General features: G+C 71.2%; 14 protein-coding genes. 10 read left to right on the top strand and 4 right to left on the bottom strand.

Translation table 11 applies throughout. From position 1 onward, the window contains the following. Positions 1–17 precede the first annotated feature (17 nt). The 10 genes from ITJ61_RS00710 to ITJ61_RS00665 all read left to right on the top strand — a co-directional run bounded on the left by ITJ61_RS00710 (position 18) and on the right by ITJ61_RS00665 (position 11,986). Positions 18–932 (top strand): WcbI family polysaccharide biosynthesis putative acetyltransferase, encoded by a 915-nt coding sequence (locus ITJ61_RS00710; protein ID WP_194685198.1) that lies wholly within the window; start codon positions 18–20, stop codon positions 930–932. Then, positions 929–1,906 carry a hypothetical protein gene (locus ITJ61_RS00705; protein WP_194685197.1) on the top strand — a complete coding sequence of 326 codons (978 nt, stop codon included), beginning with the start codon at positions 929–931 and terminating at the stop codon, positions 1,904–1,906. The genes ITJ61_RS00710 and ITJ61_RS00705 overlap by 4 nt, the downstream gene beginning before the upstream one ends. Next, entirely contained in the window at positions 1,903–3,288 is a 1,386-nt protein-coding gene (locus ITJ61_RS00700; protein ID WP_323744271.1) for a glycosyltransferase family 2 protein, read from the top strand. Before ITJ61_RS00705 ends, ITJ61_RS00700 begins: the two co-directional genes overlap by 4 nt. 153 nt (positions 3,289–3,441) lie before the next feature. Beyond that, positions 3,442–5,220 carry an ABC transporter transmembrane domain-containing protein gene (locus ITJ61_RS00695; protein ID WP_181057968.1) on the top strand — a complete coding sequence of 593 codons (1,779 nt, stop codon included), beginning with the start codon at positions 3,442–3,444 and terminating at the stop codon, positions 5,218–5,220. Further along, positions 5,217–7,088, top strand: coding sequence for an ABC transporter ATP-binding protein (locus ITJ61_RS00690; protein WP_194685196.1), 1,872 nt, complete (start codon positions 5,217–5,219; stop codon positions 7,086–7,088). Before ITJ61_RS00695 ends, ITJ61_RS00690 begins: the two co-directional genes overlap by 4 nt. Continuing rightward, positions 7,085–7,570 carry a nuclear transport factor 2 family protein gene (locus tag ITJ61_RS00685; RefSeq protein WP_104342227.1) on the top strand — a complete coding sequence of 162 codons (486 nt, stop codon included), beginning with the start codon at positions 7,085–7,087 and terminating at the stop codon, positions 7,568–7,570. The genes ITJ61_RS00690 and ITJ61_RS00685 overlap by 4 nt, the downstream gene beginning before the upstream one ends. A 59-nt stretch (positions 7,571–7,629) precedes the next feature. Beyond that, complete coding sequence (locus tag ITJ61_RS00680; RefSeq protein ID WP_194685195.1) at positions 7,630–8,283, top strand: pentapeptide repeat-containing protein; 654 nt, start codon at positions 7,630–7,632, stop codon at positions 8,281–8,283. A gap of 266 nt (positions 8,284–8,549) precedes the next feature. Beyond that, positions 8,550–9,002, top strand: coding sequence for a DoxX family protein (locus ITJ61_RS00675; protein ID WP_194685194.1), 453 nt, complete (start codon positions 8,550–8,552; stop codon positions 9,000–9,002). 140 nt (positions 9,003–9,142) lie between these two features. After that, positions 9,143–11,008, top strand: coding sequence for an AMP-dependent synthetase/ligase (locus tag ITJ61_RS00670; protein ID WP_104299563.1), 1,866 nt, complete (start codon positions 9,143–9,145; stop codon positions 11,006–11,008). A gap of 60 nt (positions 11,009–11,068) precedes the next feature. After that, on the top strand, positions 11,069–11,986 hold the full coding sequence (locus ITJ61_RS00665) for a DUF1295 domain-containing protein (protein ID WP_104240966.1): 918 nt from the start codon (positions 11,069–11,071) through the stop codon (positions 11,984–11,986). A 27-nt stretch (positions 11,987–12,013) separates the two neighbouring features. Here the strand turns inward: ITJ61_RS00665 and ITJ61_RS00660 are convergent, their stop codons facing one another. Genes ITJ61_RS00660 through ITJ61_RS00645 form a run of 4 tightly spaced genes read right to left on the bottom strand, consistent with a single transcriptional unit; the run spans position 12,014 to position 15,545 of the window. After that, the gene (locus tag ITJ61_RS00660; RefSeq protein ID WP_194685193.1) at positions 12,014–13,057 is read right to left on the bottom strand and encodes an LLM class flavin-dependent oxidoreductase; all 1,044 of its coding nucleotides are present in this window, start codon (positions 13,055–13,057) and stop codon (positions 12,014–12,016) included. Between the two features lie 36 nt (positions 13,058–13,093). Next, positions 13,094–13,291 (bottom strand): 2-hydroxymuconate tautomerase, encoded by a 198-nt coding sequence (locus ITJ61_RS00655; RefSeq protein WP_104299565.1) that lies wholly within the window; start codon positions 13,289–13,291, stop codon positions 13,094–13,096. Positions 13,292–13,297: 6 nt separating this feature from the next. Continuing rightward, the gene (locus tag ITJ61_RS00650; RefSeq protein ID WP_194685192.1) at positions 13,298–14,779 is read right to left on the bottom strand and encodes an aldehyde dehydrogenase; all 1,482 of its coding nucleotides are present in this window, start codon (positions 14,777–14,779) and stop codon (positions 13,298–13,300) included. After that, entirely contained in the window at positions 14,772–15,545 is a 774-nt protein-coding gene (locus tag ITJ61_RS00645; protein WP_323744270.1) for an alpha/beta hydrolase, read from the bottom strand. The genes ITJ61_RS00650 and ITJ61_RS00645 overlap by 8 nt, the downstream gene beginning before the upstream one ends. Between the last annotated feature and the right edge of the window lie 6 nt (positions 15,546–15,551).

Genomic DNA, 15,551 nt, shown 5'->3' with positions numbered 1-15,551 from the left:
GGAGAACGCTCCCCTCGATGACGCACGCCACCGCACGCCTCGCGCACCTCGCGGAGTTCTTCGCACCCGAGAACGGCCCCGTTTCCGAGGACGACCGCCCCGTGGGGCTCGCCATCGGCAACTGCCAGGCAGAATCGCTCCGTCTCGCGCTCGGCGACGACGTCTGCTTCGTGCGCACTCCGCCGGTGCACGAGCTCGAGGCCACCGATCTCCCGTACCTCGAGGCCTGGCTCGGCCGCGCGAGCTTCCTCGTCTCCCAGCCCGTGCGCGACGACTACCGCGGGCTGCCCGTCGGCACTCGACAGCTCGCAGCACAGCTGCCGAGCGACGCGCGCGTGGCCCTGTTCCCCGTCATCCGGTTCGCTGGCCTCTACCCCTTCCAGGCGATCATCCGCCCACCGTCCGACACCTCGCTGGTGCCACCCCTCGTGCCGTACCACGACCTCCGCATCCTGGCCGAGGCGGCGGGGGTGGATGCGCTCCCCGTGTCCGCCTCGAGGAACGCGGTCGCGGCCGTCGCCGCCGAGTCGATCGCCCAGCTGCGCACCCGCGAGGAGCACCACGGCACCGTGACGGTCTCCGAGCTCTTCCGGCACCCCACGTTCGCGCAGGCGCGCACGATCAACCACCCCGGCAACCCCATCTGGCTCGAGACCGCGAGCCGCGTGCGCGATCGCCTCGGCCTCCCGGAGGTGGCCATCACCCTCGACCGCGAGATCCTGAACTCCATCCACGCACCCCGCGAGCAGTCCGTCATCGACGCGTGGGGGCTCGAGGACGTCGCGACCGAGTCGTGGACCGTCGAAGGCAAGGCCATCCCGGCCGACCGGATTCGCGATGCCCACCTCGCCTGGTACCGGGAGCACCCGGACGCCGTCGCGGCGGGGCTCGCCAGGCACGGGGCGACGATGGAAGCACTGAGGGCCGTGTGAGCACCACGCCCCTGCTCCTCCACCGCGACGACGAGACCCACGGCGTCGACCAATACGCGCGCGCCGTCGCGACAGCCGTCGCGAAGCTCGACTCCGCCGTCACATACCGCAGCGCGCACGGGCTCGACTCCTCGCAGCTCGCGCACGTCCACTTCACCGACCGCCTCTGGGGCAGCACCCCCGAGCGCGCCGCCGAGCGGTTCGAGCGCCTCGCCGCGCGCGGACCCGTGAGCGTCACCCTCCACGACGTTCCCCAGCCCTCCGACGGCGAACGCGGCTTCCCCCGCCGCACCGACTGCTACCGCCGGGTCGTGGAGGCCGCGGCCGGCACCGTCTGCAACAGCGCCCACGAGCAGCGACTCCTCGAGCTCGCCCTCGGCCGCCGCGTGGAGGTGCACGTCGTGCCGCTCCCGGCGCAGCCACCGCAGCCCCGCCCCGCCGACTGGCAGCCGAGCGACGAGATCGCCGTGCTCGGCTTCTACTACCCGGGCAAGGGGCACCTCGAGGTCGTCGAGGCCGTCGCCACCATCCCGGCCTCCGATCGTCCGCGCGTCGTGGCCCTCGGATGCGCGTCCGCCGGGCACGAGCAGGAGCTCGTCGACCTCGGCAGGTACGCGGCCGAGCTGGGCGTCGAGTTCACGAGCACCGGGTTCCTCTCCCCCGAGGATCGCCTCGCGCGTAGCCGGGCCGTCGCCGTGCCGATCATCGCGCACCAGCACGTGTCGGCCTCCGGCTCCCTCACCGACTGGCTGTCCGCAGGCCGCAGGCCGCTCACGGTCGACTCCGACTACTTCCGCGAGATGGACACCATCCGCCCGAAGACCATGCTGCTCGTCCGGGATGGCCAGCTCGCCGAGGCGCTGCGAGGTGCGCTTCGCGAGCCCGAGTCGACGTGGCTCGACGAGACCACGTCGACCTCCCCGAGCATCGAGGAGATCGCCCGCGCCTACCTCAGCTGGTGGGCGGCGCTGTGAGCGCAAGCGCATCCGAGCTGCCCCCGTTCGGCCGCTCGGTGCCCGGCAACCGCTGGGACCTCGCCCTCGCTGACGCTGGCTCCAGCAATGACGGTGGCGGTGGCACTGGCGCTGGCGCTGGCGCTGATGCACGTGCCGGGGACCCCGAACCGCGAAGCGTCTCGGTCATCGTCGTGCACTTCGAGCAGCAGGCGGAGCTCGACCGGACGCTCGCCGCCCTCGCGCGGCAGACGCATCCGACCGAGCTGCTCGAGGTCATCGTCGTCGATGACGGGTCGCGAGTGGCGCCACGTGTGCCAGCGGGGGTGCGCCTCCTCGTCCAAGAAGACCTCGGCTTCCGGGCCGGTGCCGCGAGGAACCTCGGCGCGCGCGGCGCGACGGGCGACGTTCTGTGCTTCCTCGACGCCGACACTGCACCCGAGCCCGAGTACGTGTCGCGGATGGCGGCGCTGCCGTCCCTCCTCCCGGAGGCTGTCGTCGCGGGGCGCCGCAAGCACGCGGACTTCGCCGGCATCGACACAGACGCTGCGGTCGAGGTCGCCGGGCCCGAGCACGAACTCGAGGAACCCGCCTGGCTCGCCGACGCATACCGTGATTCGCGCAGGCTGCTCGATGCCGACGACCGCTCCTACCGGTTCGTCATCGGCGCCGTCTTCTCCTGCACCCGCTGGTTCTTCGACCAGACGGGTGGCTTCGACGAGGACTTCCTCGGCTACGGCGGCGAAGACTGGGAGTGGACCCACCGAGCCTGGCTCGCCGGGGCGGTGCTCGCCTATGAGCCGGCCGCCGTGGCGTGGCACGACGGCCCGGACTGGGCGGGAAGGACCGCCGCCGACGCAGATAGCCAGGTGCACAAGAACGACGAGACCCTGCTGCTCTCGCGGAAGATCGGCGTCGACGGCTCTCGACCCCGCGCACTCCGCACGGAGGCCCCCGACGTCATCGCCGTACTGGCCGCTGCGCCGAGCGCGGGCGCCGCCTTCGTCTGCGTGGACAGCCTCCTCGAGCATCTCCCCCACGCGAGCGTCGTCGTCCCGGACGAGCACCACCGGGTCTTCGGTTCGGACACGAGGGTGGTCCCAGCCTCGCGCGCCCTCCCTCGCGGGCGAGTCCGCATCGACATCGACGCCGCCGTGCGCTTCGGTCGACCCGAGGCGAGTGCCCTGCAGCGCGCCGTGTCCGAGGTCGGCATCTCCGACCTCGGGGCGGTCCGCCTCGGCGAGCACGTCGTCGTGAGGTCGGAGCGCGAGCTCCGTCGCACCGAGCGCTGGGGTGCGGCCGCCGCGTGGCGCACCGAGCAGCGGCCCGACGCCACGGTCCGGGCCCTGCCCGGCGACGTCAGCGTCGCCGCCCATCTCGGCGGATGGCTCTCCCTCGACTGAACGCCCCGCACGTGGATGCCGCACACGAGCGACATGGGCGCGGAATTCTCGAAACTAGGGAAAAATAGCAAGGTCGCCCTAGCCCGAGGCGTCTCGCGGCTCAGTTCCCGCACATCCGAAGCACGTCGACCGCACCAAGCAGGAGGCCACCGCGTGGCAGCAGCGCAGACGACCGGGCCGAGGCGCCTCATCGTGCAGACCGCGATGAGTGTCAAGCGCTGGCTCGCCCCGGCGACGGCCCTCTTCGTGTCGCACCAGCTCTGCGAGGTGGCGGTGCCGGTCGTGGTGGGCCTCGTCATCGACCGAGGCATCGTCGACCGGGACGTACCCCAGCTCGCGGTGTGGGTCGCGGTGCTCGTCGCCGTCTTCGTGCTGCTGGCCTGGTCGTACCGGACCGGCGTCTACTTCCTCGTGAACGGCATCCAGCGAGCACACCACGAGCTGCGGATGCGGGTGAGCGAGCGGAGCCTCGACCCCCGCGGATTCGGCGACCGGCAGCGGCCCACGGGTGAGCTGCTCGGCGTCGGCGGTTCCGACGTGCAGCGGGTCGCGTTCGGGGGTCTCCTCTTCGTGCACCCCGTCGCCGAGCTCGCCGCCGTCATCGCCGCCGGCGTGGTGCTCATCAGCATCGCCTGGCCGCTCGGGGTCGCCGTGATCGTCGGCGGCCCCCTCTTCCTCCTGCTGCTCGACCGCTTCGGCAGGCACCTGCGCGCGCGGGCCGAAGACCAGCAGCGGCTCACCGCCGACTCCGCGTCGCTCGCCGCCAACGCCATCGCGGGGTTCCGCACCCTCACAGCGCTCGGGGCAACGGGCCGCGCCGCCCGCAGCTATGCGGAGGCGAGCCAGCGGGCGCGCGTCGCGGCGATCGCGACGAGGCGAGCCGAGGCGTGGTTCGTGGGCGTCTCGAGCACCGCGACGGGGATCTTCGTCGTCGCGATCGGCCTCATCGCCGCGGCCCTCGCCGCCCAGGGCAGCATCACGGTCGGGCAGCTCATCACCGTCGTCGGCGTCGTCCAGGTCGTCATGGGCCCCATGGAAGCGCTCGCCGTCAACGTGGGCGCCGTGTGGGCGCGAGCCGGCGCCTCCGCGAAGCGCGTGCTCTCCCTGCTCCAGGCCCCCTATGCGCGGGAGCCGCGCGAAGGCGACGGACCAGCCGTCGACCCGAGTGCGGAGACCTCGGGCGGCGCGTCGGCCCGCGAACGCCCGACCGCAGCGCGCCCGGTCCGTGTGGGCCTGACCCCGGCACTCGCGGTCTCCGGCCTCACCGGCGCGCACCTCCGCGAGGTGAGCTTCACGGTCGAGCGGGGCGAGATCATCGGCGTCGTCGCCGACGCCCACGACGCCGCCGAGCTCGTCGGACTGCTCGGCGGGCGCATCCACCCGCCCCTCGGCACCATCACGGTCGACGGGCTCCCGCTCGCGGAAGTCGACGCCGAACGCCTCCACGAGCTCGTGACCGCGGCGCCCCACGCCGCCCACACCGTTCCGGGCACCGTCGCGGCGAACGTCGTCGGCGTGACCGGGGTCGCCGGCGCGCGACGGTCGCCCGACGACGCGCTCGCGGCCGCCGCCTTCGAGGACGTGCTCGAGCAGCTGCCGAACGGCATCCGCACCCCACTCGGCGGTGCGGGGCGCACCCTCTCCGGCGGCCAGCGTCAGCGGCTCGCCCTCGCCAGGGCCCTCGCCGCCCCGGCCCCCGTCCTCGTGCTGCACGAGCCGACCGGATCCATCGACGCCGTCACCGAGCAGCACATCGGCGAGCGGATGCGCACGGCCACGGCCCAGCGCGCGACCGTCGTGGTCTGCTCCAACCCGCAGCTCCTCGTCAGGGCCGACCGCGTGCTCGTGCTCCGCGACGGCAGCATCGCGGCAGAGGGAACCCACGACGAACTGATGTCGACGGACCCCCGCTACGCGGAGGCGGTCGCATGACGGGCGTGCACTCGTCGGCCAAGCCCACGACGCTGCCGACCGCGAGCGGCAAGCGCGCAGCCAGGCTCGCCTGGCATCTGCTCACCCTTCGCCCGTGGATGCTCGTGCTCTCGATCGCCCTGCTCGGGGCCGCCGCGGGCGCAGCGCTGCTCGTGCCCACGGGGCTGGGGCGTCTCGTCGACGCCGTCACGGGCGTCGACCACAGCCTCCTCGACGTCGCGCTCCTGCTCATCGCCGGGATCGCGGGCAGCGCGGCCCTCGGCGCCCTCGGCTCGATGGCGCTCGCCGCGGTCCTGGAGACGGCGCTCGCCCGCCTCCGCGAGGACTTCGTCTCCGCCGCGCTCTCCCTGCCGCCCGTCCTCGTCGACGAGATCGCCGACGGCGAGCTCGTCTCCCGGGCCACCGACGACGTCGACACCGTCGGCGATGTGACCACGGGCGCCGTGCCTGCCGTCGTCTCGGCGGGCCTCGCGGTCATCGCGACGGGCATCGGCCTCGCCGTCCTCAACCCCCTGTTCCTGCTCGCCATGCTCACCGTCGTGCCCGTGCACGCCTTCGCCTTGAGGCGCTACCTGCGGAAGGCGCCACGCCTCTACGCCGCCGAGCGGGTCGCCGTCGCGGCGCGCTCCCGCGAGATGGTCTCCGCCATCCAGGCCCTCCCCACCGTGCACGCCTTCGGGTGGGGCAAGGCCATCACCGAGCGCATCCGCACGCGCTCCTGGAACGTGCTGCGCTGGTCGCTGCGCACCCGCATCGTGCAGAGCCGCTTCGGGTTCCGCATGAACATGGCCGAGGCCGTCGGCCTGGCATCGGTCCTCCTCGTCGGCGCCTGGCTCGCCTTCAGCGGTTCGGCGACGATCGGCGAGGTCACGACCGCAGCGCTCCTCTTCCAAGCCCTCTTCGGGCCCTTCATCGCGCTGCTCATGCTCGTCGACGACCTGCAGTCGGCGGGCGCCTCGCTCGCCCGCGTCGCTGGCGTCATCCAGCTCGCTCCGGCACGGGCCGGGCTCTCCGCGCCCGCCTCCGCGGCAGGGGCCGCGATCGCCGCCGCCGTCGCCGGGGAGCCAGCCACCCCCAATGTGGAGCTGCGCGGTGTCGTCGCCGCATACCCTGGCCGCCCGGCGGTCCTCTGGATCGACGAGCTGCGCATCCCGGCAGGCCAGCGCGTCGCGATCGTCGGCTCGTCCGGCGCAGGCAAGAGCACCCTCGCGCGCGTGCTGATGGGGCTCCTCGACGTGCGCGAAGGGCGCGTCGACGTCGCCGGTCTCGACCCGGCGCTCATGGAGGAGAACGAGCGGGCGCGACGGGTCGTGATGGTGAGCCAGGACGTGCACGTCTTCTCGGGAACCCTCCGCCACAACCTCCTCATGGCGCGCGAGAACGCAAGTGACGCGGAGCTGCACGAAGCCCTCGAATCGGTCGCGGGGCCACGATGGCGGCACACGTTCGCCGACGGCCTCGAGACGCTCATCGGCGAGGGCAACGCCGAGCTCACGGCCACGGATGCGCACCGTCTCGCCCTCGCTCGTGCGCTCGTGACCCGCGCCCCCATCGTCATCCTCGACGAGGCGACGGCCGACGCCGACACGACCGACGCACGCGCCCTCGAGGACGCGGCACGGCGAGCCCTCGCGGGGCGGACGGTCGTCACCGTCGCCCACCACCTGACGCAGGCGAGCAGCGCCGAACGGGTGCTCGTCATGGAGCACGGCCGCATCGTGGAGGACGGAACGCACGACGAGCTGCTCGATTCCGAGGGCCCCTACCGTGAGCTGTGGGCCGCCTGGTCGTCGCACCGATCCCGCGCGCCCCGCGAGCAGCGGGCCGAGCCCAGCGGCACGACCGACACCGAGAGGCAGCGACCATGAGTGAAGCGCTTGACCGGGTCGAGATCCAGGAGCTCCTGCATCGCTACAGCCTCGCCGTCGACGACCGGAGATGGGACCTGTGGGAGACGCTCTTCACCGGCGACGCCGTCATCGACTTCCGGGGCTCCTTCTGGGCGGAGAACCCCCAGGGTTGGGGCCTCCATTCCCCCGCCGAGCTCAGGCAGATCCTCACCGACTCCTCCGGGCCCGACCGGATCACGGGGCAGCACCTCGTGCTCAACTCCATCATCGACCTGGGCGACGACACGGCCACGGCGCACAGCGAGTTCCTCGCCATCACCGTCCGCCGCACCGGAGATCCCGCCACCTGGCACGGCGGCGTCGCCGCGAAGGTCTCCACGGGCGGAAGCTATGACGACGAGTTCGTGCGCGAGGGAAGCCGGTGGCGCATCCGCCGACGCGCCTCAGGCATCCGCTGGCAGAGCACCGAGCAGATCACCCTCCCGGAGAACCGACGCTGACGGGTGCGCCGCACCTAACGGCCCCAGCCCCATGGGCCCGGCCCGCTACGCTCGAGGGCATGAGCGCCCCCGAACGCAAGACCCTCCGCGAACGCTGGACCTCCGCGGAGCTCTCGTCGCTGCGCACCCAGCTCTCGCGCCTCTCGAGCGTCGTGCCCGGCCCGCATCGGCTCACCCCCAGCTGGCATGATGCGTCCGCCGGAACCACAGACCTCCGCGAGCTGCAGGCCGGCAGTCTCGGCATCGCCATCGCGCACCTCGAGCTCTCGAACGTCGACGCCAGCGGACTCGTCGGCGGACTCAGCATCAGCAACAGCACCCTCACGCACTGCCACTTCGACGGCGCCAAGCTGACGGCGCACACCCGACTCGAGGGCTCACTGCGGGCCTGCGCCTTCACGGGCGCGAGCATCCCGCAGGCCTCCATCGGGCCGGAGGTCTCCGACTGCACGTTCCGCGACGCGAAGCTGCGACGCCTCCGCGCCGTCCCCGGCACGGTCTTCTCGAACTGCGCCTTCGATGGCGCCGAGCTCTCCGGCGCCGAGTTCACGAACACGCGGTTCATCGACTGCAGCTTCACCGGAGCCAAGTTCAACGCAGCCACGACGTTCCGCGGATGCACGTTCGTCGGCGAGGCACCGAAGTTCGGCAAAGCGACCGAGAACGGCACGACGATCGAGAGCGGCACGACGATCGAGCCGCTCGCCGGCTGACCCCGGCGACCACGCCGAGTAGGCACGCCCGGCCAGGGCCCAAGAGCTCTGAGTCATAGCAAAGTCATACAGACGGGCTCGGGCTGAAGAGCAGTTCACCCTCCCGGTTTTCCACCAGGCACGCCCCCGCGGGCCACGGCACACGCGTCGGTGAAGCTCGCGTCGCGGACGAGCTGGAACACCCGGGGCGCACCCGGACAGCTCGGCGTCGCCCCCGACCCGCGCTTCTCAGGTTCCCGCTTGCCTCGCTTCCTAGCGTCGACCGCATGTCAACCTCAGCGAATGCCGCTCTGCTCATCCTCCGTATCGCGCTCGGCGCGACCATGCTGCTCCACGGAGTCCAGAAGCTCACGACCACGGGAATCGGCGGGGTCCAGGAGATGCTCGCGGGTCTCGGCGTCCCGCTCGCCGACGTGGCCGGCGTCGCCCTCCCCTTCGTGGAGATCGGTGCGGGGGCGCTGCTCATCGCGGGCCTCTTCACTCGCGTCGCCGCAGCCCTGCTCGCGATCGTCTCGCTCGGCGCCATGTTCACGGTGCACTTCACGGCCGGCTTCTTCGCGCAGGACGGCGGCTACGAGTTCGTGCTCGTCCTGGCACTCCTCGGCATCGCGCTTGTCCTCACGGGAGGCGGACGATGGGCCGTCGACGCCCTCCTGCATCGACCGCGCAGCGCTCGCACCGCCAGCGCTGAGCGCCACGCAGTCGCCCAGACGGCGTAATAGCTAGCATGGCTAGCAAAAATCTGGCGGGTCGATAGCCCCCGAAGCCGAAGACACGATACGGTCCAATCCACCGGCTTCCCCTGCTCCGAATCCTTCGTACACGGGCGAGACAGCCCGGCGCGCGAAAGGCGGCTGCAGTGCTGGAATCCTCGACTCCCCTCCTCGTGGGCCCCGACGTCATCGGAGCCCCCGGCGGGTACCGCAACGTCACCGATCTGCTCGCCCGACGTGCCGAGATCGCCCCGGACCACGCGGCGTTCGAGGTGCCGAGCGACCCCACCGATCCGAGTGCTCCGTGGCGCAACGTATCGACGAGCGAGTTCACGGAGACCGTGCGAGCCGTCGCCAAGGGGCTGCTCGCCATCGGCGTGCGCCCCGGCGACGCGATCGCCATCATGGCGCCCACCCGCTACGAGTGGGCCGTCGCGGACCTCGCCGTGTGGTTCGCCGGCGGCGTCGTCGTGCCGATCTACGAGACCTCGGCACCCACCCAGGTCTCGGCCATCATCCACGACGCCAAGGTGGTGCTCGCGGTCGGCGGCAGCGCCCACCACGTGGGACTGCTCACGACGCCGCTCGATGCGCGCGGATCCGACGCGCTCGGCGTCTGGTCGATGGATGCGGCCGACGGCCCCGGCGAGCACCGAGACCTCGAGCGCCTCGCCGCCCTCGGGCTCGGCGTCGCCGACGAGGCCCTCGAGGAGCGCCGCCTGCTCGCGACCCCCGACTCCCCCGCGACGATCGTCTACACCTCCGGCACCACGGGAGAGCCCAAGGGGGCCGTGCTCACGCACGAGAACTTCCTCGGCCAGGTCCTCAACATCGCAGCCGCCTACGGCGAGGTCGTGCATCCCGCGGGCAACACCATCATCTTCCTGCCCCTCGCCCACGTGCTCGCCCGCGGACTGCAGCTCATCTGCCTCGCGAGCGGCATGCGCATCGCCCACCTCGCCGACCCGACCGCCGTCGTCGGCACCCTCGGGCAGCTGAAGCCGACGTTCCTCGTCGTCGTGCCCCGCGTCCTGCAGAAGATCCAGGCCGCAGCCGGTGCCAAGGCCGCCGCGAGCGGGCTCGCCAAGGTCTGGGCGTCGGCGCAGAGCACCGCCGTCCAGTGGGGTGAGTTCCTCGAGACGAGAGCTCCGGCCGCACGCGCCCCTCTTGGCCTGCGCATCCGGCACCGCCTCTTCGACTCGGTCTTCTACCGCCGACTGCGGCAGGTCATGGGCGGCCGCGTCACCCACATCCTCTCCGGAGGCGCCACCCTCGACGCCGAGCTCTCCCTCTTCTTCGGCGGCATCGGCGTGCCCGTCATCGAGGGCTACGGCCTCACCGAGACGACGGCGCCCCTGACCGGCAACCTCCCGAGCGACATCCGCTCGGGAACGGTGGGTCGGCCGCTGCCCGGCTCCACGGTCCGCATCAGCGACGACGGGGAGATCCTGGCCCGCGGTATCGGCGTCTTCAGCGGCTACCGCAACCCCGAGCACAACCAGGACGCGTTCGTCGACGGCTTCTTCCGCACCGGCGACCTCGGCCGCCTCGACGAGCAGGGCCGGGTTGTCCTCGAGGGCCGTCTGAAGGACGTCATCGTCACCTCGAACGGCAAGACCATCGTTCCCATGCGGTGGGAGTCCTCCGTCGAGTCGGATTCCCTCGTCTCGCACGCCGTCATGATCGGCGAGGGACGCAACTACCTCTCGGCGCTCATCATCCTCGACCCAGTGGCACTCGCCGAGTTCTCCGCCGAGGTCGCAGCGAGCGCGCACCCGAGGCCAGAGCAGCACGAGCTCCTGACGGTGGTGGATGCGAAGGCGCGCGAGCACGTCCAGCGCGCCGTCGACCGCGCCAACGAGCTCGTCGCCCGCAGCGAGCAGGTGCGACGCTTCACGCTCATCGCGACGGACCTCGACGATCCGACCTTCGTGACGCCGACGCTCAAGCTCAAGCGCGCAGCGGTGCTGCAGCGCAGCACGGACGTCGTCGACGCCCTCTACTCTTCCTGATCACCACTCTTCCTGATCACCCCATTCCCCCTGGCGCACAGCGCCTCGAGAGGCAGCAGCATGACGAGCGACATCACCCCAGGCGGCACGAGCACCGCGGGAAGCAAGAACCGGGCGACGATCATCACGATCGCCATCGCCGTGCTGATCGGCGCGCTCGTCGCGCTCGCCGGCAGCCAGGGCGGGGCGGAGCTGGCCGGGTTCCCGCTCTACGCGTGGGCCGTCGCGGCCGCGTTCCTCATCCAGGTACTCGTCTACCTGCCCTCGGCGGCGGCGAAGACCGAGCGGTTCTTCGACCTCACGGGAAGCGCGACGTTCATCGTCGTCACCATCGGCCTGCTCATCGCGGCACCGGCACCGGATGCTCGCTCCTGGATCCTCGGAGCCATGGTGATCCTGTGGGCATTGCGGCTCGGCTCGTTCCTCTTCGCGCGCATCCACCGCTCGGGCTCCGACGATCGCTTCGACGACATCAAGGGCGACAAGCTGCGGTTCCTGCGGGTCTGGATCATGCAGGGCCTCTGGGTGAGCCTCACGGCCGCCGCCGCGTGGATCGCGATCGCCGGGGGCACCGCGGAGCGCGAGCCCATCGGCTGGCTCGGCATCGTCGGCATCGTCATCTGGGTGGCCGGGTTCGTCATCGAGGTCGTCGCCGACCTGCAGAAGAACGCGTTCAAGGCCGACCCGGCGAACAAGGGTCGATTCATCCGCACGGGCCTCTGGTCGCGTTCGCGCCACCCCAACTACTTCGGCGAGATCCTGCTCTGGGTTGGCGTCGCCATCGTCGCCATCCCCGTTCTGGTCGGCTGGCAGTGGATCGCGCTCATCTCGCCGGTCTTCGTCGTGCTGCTGCTCTCGAAGGTCAGCGGAGTGCCGCTGCTCGAGGCCAAGGCCGACAAGAAGTGGGGCGGCGACGCCGACTACGAGGAGTACAAGGCGAAGACGCCCGTGCTCCTGCTGAAGCTCACGCGCCCCTGACCTCGGCCGGGGCGCGTGAGCCCCGAGCTACTGGAAGGCGGGTACGACGTGCTCGATGAACAGCTCGAGCGAGCGCTTCTTCTGCTCGTGGGAGAGGGAGTTGTCGCTCCAGAAGCTGAACTCGTCGACCCCGAGCGACTCGTACTCGCGCAGGCGCGCGATGACCTCGTCCGGCGTGCCGATCATGGCGGTCTTGTGCAGTGACTCGGGCGTGAACTCGGGCCGCTCCGAGAACTTCGCCTCCGGGCTCGGCTCGAGGAACCCGTCGACGGGGTCGGTCGTGTTGCCGAACCAGGCGTCGAAGGTGCGGTAGAACTTGTTGACCCCCTCGGCGGCCGGTCGCCAGCCGTCTGGGTAGCTCTCCTCGTGCACGTAGGTGTGGCGCAGCACCATGATCTCGGGGCGTGCGACCTCGGGATGGTTCGACACCGCCGTCTCGAACTTGGTCACGAGGTCGGCGACCTCCTCGTCGCCCTTCATGAGCGGCGTCACCATGACGTTGCAGCCGTTGGCGACCGCGAAGTCGTGCGTGTCGGGGTCGCGGGCCGCGACCCACATCGGCGGAGTCGGCTGCTGCACGGGCTTCGGGACGCTCGTGGAGACGGGGAACTGCCAGACCTCGCCGTCGTGGGCGTAGTCGCCCTGCCAGAGCTCGCGCACGGCGGGGATCAGCTCGCGCAGGTGCTTGCCGCCCTCCTTGCCTGGCATGCCGCCCGCGAGGCGGTCGAACTCGAACTGGTACGCGCCGCGCGCCAGTCCGACCTCGGCGCGCCCGCCGCTGATGACGTCGAGCAGGGCCGTCTCTCCGGCCACCCGGAGCGGGTTCCAGAAGGGGGCGATGATCGTGCCGGCGCCGAGCCGGATCTTCGTGGTGACCGCGGCGAGGTACGCGAGCTGCGGCATGGGGCTCGGGGAGATCGTGTACTCCATCGAGTGGTGCTCGCCGATCCACACCGTGCTGAAGCCGGCCTTCTCCGCCAGGAGCGTGAGCTCGACGAGCTCGGCGAAGAGCTGCTCGGTGCTGACGGAGTCGTCCCAGCGCTCCATGTGGATGAACAGAGAGAAACGCATTGTCGTGTCCTTTCGAGAGTGGAGGTGCTGCTGCCGTCAGCGACGGCTGGCGCGTTCCGCGATGGTGGTGTTCCCGCGAGACCAGTGCTCGTGCTCGATCTCGCGGATGACGACCGTGATGTTCTCGGGTGCGGCGCCCACGGTCTCCTCTGCGACGCGGTGCACGCCGTCGATGAGAGCCCTGAGCTGCTCCGGGGTGCGCCCCTTGGCGATGGAGATGTCGATGAGTGGCATGCGGCCCTACCCCCGCATCACGAACGGGTCGGCGACGGGCGATTCGTCGGTGTTGATCCACACGCTCTTGAGGCGCGTGTACTCGTGCATGGACTCGATGCCGTGCTCGATGCCGACGCCGGAGTTCTTGAAGCCCTGCCTCGGCGACATGGGCGACATGGCGCGGTAGGTGTTGACCCAGATGGTGCCGGCGTCGAGGCGACGCGAGAGGCGATGGGCGCGGGCGAGGTTCTGCGTCCACACGCCGGCCGCGAGGCCGAACTCGGTGTCGTTGGCCAGCCCGACGACCTCGTCCTCCGTGTCGAAGGGCATGATGGCGGCGACGGGCCCGAAGATCTCCTCGCGGACGACGCGCATGCTGTTGGTGACGTCGGTCAGCACGGTGGGCTCGAAGTAGTAGCCGGGGAGCTGCACGTCGGGGCGGCCGCCTCCGGCATACAGGGTCGCGCCCTCGTCGACGCCGATGCCGACATACGATCTGACCTTCTCGAGCTGGTCGCTGAAGGCGAGTGGGCCCAGCTCGGTCGCATCGTCGAGGGGGTCGCCGATGACGATGGACTTCGCGCGAGCGGAGACGCGCTCGAGCAGCTCGTCGTAGACGGAGCGATGCGCGAAGACGCGGCTCCCGGCGATGCAGGTCTGGCCCGCCGCGGCGTAGATCCCCGCGATGACCCCCATCGCCGCGTTCTCGATGTTCGCGTCGTCGAACACGATGTTCGGGCTCTTCCCGCCCAATTCGAGCGTGCATCCGATGAAGCGTGCCGCCGCGCTCGCCGCGATGGCCGAGCCCGTACGCGTCGACCCCGTGAAGGAGATCTTCGCGATGAGGGGGCTCTCGACGAGCGCCGCGCCTGCCTCGGCGCCGAGACCCGTGACGACGTTGACGACGCCGTCGGGGAACCCGGCCTCGCTCGCGAGCTGCGCGAAGCGGAGCACCGTGCGCGAGGTGTACTCGCTCGGCTTGATGACGACGGTGTTGCCGGCTGCCAGCGCAGGCGCGAGCTTCGAGGTCGTGAGCGTCAGCGGGGAGTTCCACGGCGTGATCGCGCCGACCACGCCGAGCGGCTCGTGCTGCGTGTAGTTGAGGATTTGGAGGTTGCTGGTGGGGATCTGCGAGCCCTGGATCTTGTCGGCGAGCCCGCCGTAGTAGTAGAGGTACTCGGGCAGCGACGCGAGCTGGCCGCGCATCTCGCGCAGGAGCTTGCCGTTGTCGAGGCTCTCCAGGCGGGCGAGCTCGTCGGCGTTCTCGGCTACCAGGTCGCCGAGGCGGCGCAGCAGCTTGCCCCGCTGCGTTGCCGTGAGGCCACTCCAGCTCGGCGCCTCGAACGCCCGGCTGGCGGCGGAGACCGCCAGCTCGACGTCGGCGGCGTCGCCCTTCGCCGCCTCGTACAGCACCTCGAGGGTCGCGGGGTTGATGCTCTCGAAGTAGGCGCCGCCGGCGGGATCGCGCCAGCCCCCGTCGATGAAATGTCCGTAGCGGTCAGTCATGGTGTGCTCCTTCGTGGTGCCTGGAGTTGGCGAGTTCCGTGTCTTCGATGTGCTTCGCGAGCTCCGCGGCGAAGGCCTCGGGCGCTTCGACGGGAAGCATGTGCCGCACGCCGGCGACGATGCGCGACCGGGCATCCGGGATGGCGGCCGCGAGCCTGCGGCTCATGTCGGGCGTCGAGCCGGGGTCGAGCTCCCCCGTGATGGCGAGGGTCGGGACGGAGATGGACGCCAGATCAGCTTCGATCTGCCGGTCACCCGTCGCGAAGATCTCGTAGGCGTGCCCGAACGACTCGACGTCGTTGGCTTCGAGCACGCGCCTCGTCGCGTCGACCGTCTCGGGAGCGACGTCGCTCCCCGAGTACCAGCGTTCGAGCGAGCGCTCGACGGTCGCTGCGAAGTCGGTCCGCGCCGAGGCGAGCCGGGCGAGCACGGCGTCGCGCTCCTCCGGGGTCCGCTGGCAGACGGAGCTGACGCAGACGAGCGACCGGACTCGGTCGTTCGAGTGGCTCGCGATTCGCTGGGCGACGAGCGCCCCGAGCGAGAAGCCCACGAGGTGGACCGGCCCGCTCGGAAGCCGCTCGGCGACATCGGCCGCGAACTCGGCGAGCGACATCGCCCCGCGCAGCCGCGGCTGGGCTCCATGACCCGGCAGGTCGAGGGCGATCGTCGGCCGGTCGAGCAGCTCCTCGACGCGGCCCCACATGGTCCGATCGAGCCCCACCCCGTGCAGCAGCACGATGGGCGTGCGTGTCGGCGTCGAGCTCACGTCGGC

The sequence above is a fragment of the Pseudoclavibacter sp. VKM Ac-2888 genome (assembly GCF_015351285.1).
Lineage (GTDB): Bacteria > Actinomycetota > Actinomycetes > Actinomycetales > Microbacteriaceae > Pseudoclavibacter.
Note: the sequence above shows the minus strand (reverse complement) of the source record. Positions and strands in the feature narration are given on the sequence as shown.

Excerpts from the sequence above, each read along its gene's own strand:
- ITJ61_RS00710 (WP_194685198.1), top strand. The coding sequence starts at position 18 with ATGACGCACGCCACCGCACGCCTCGCGCACCTCGCGGAGTTCTTCGCA.
- ITJ61_RS00690 (WP_194685196.1), top strand. The coding sequence starts at position 5,217 with ATGACGGGCGTGCACTCGTCGGCCAAGCCCACGACGCTGCCGACCGCG.
- ITJ61_RS00685 (WP_104342227.1), top strand. The coding sequence starts at position 7,085 with ATGAGTGAAGCGCTTGACCGGGTCGAGATCCAGGAGCTCCTGCATCGC.
- ITJ61_RS00680 (WP_194685195.1), top strand. The coding sequence starts at position 7,630 with ATGAGCGCCCCCGAACGCAAGACCCTCCGCGAACGCTGGACCTCCGCG.
- ITJ61_RS00675 (WP_194685194.1), top strand. The coding sequence starts at position 8,550 with ATGTCAACCTCAGCGAATGCCGCTCTGCTCATCCTCCGTATCGCGCTC.
- ITJ61_RS00665 (WP_104240966.1), top strand. The coding sequence starts at position 11,069 with ATGACGAGCGACATCACCCCAGGCGGCACGAGCACCGCGGGAAGCAAG.
- ITJ61_RS00660 (WP_194685193.1), bottom strand. The coding sequence starts at position 13,057 with ATGCGTTTCTCTCTGTTCATCCACATGGAGCGCTGGGACGACTCCGTC.
- ITJ61_RS00655 (WP_104299565.1), bottom strand. The coding sequence starts at position 13,291 with ATGCCACTCATCGACATCTCCATCGCCAAGGGGCGCACCCCGGAGCAG.
- ITJ61_RS00650 (WP_194685192.1), bottom strand. The coding sequence starts at position 14,779 with ATGACTGACCGCTACGGACATTTCATCGACGGGGGCTGGCGCGATCCC.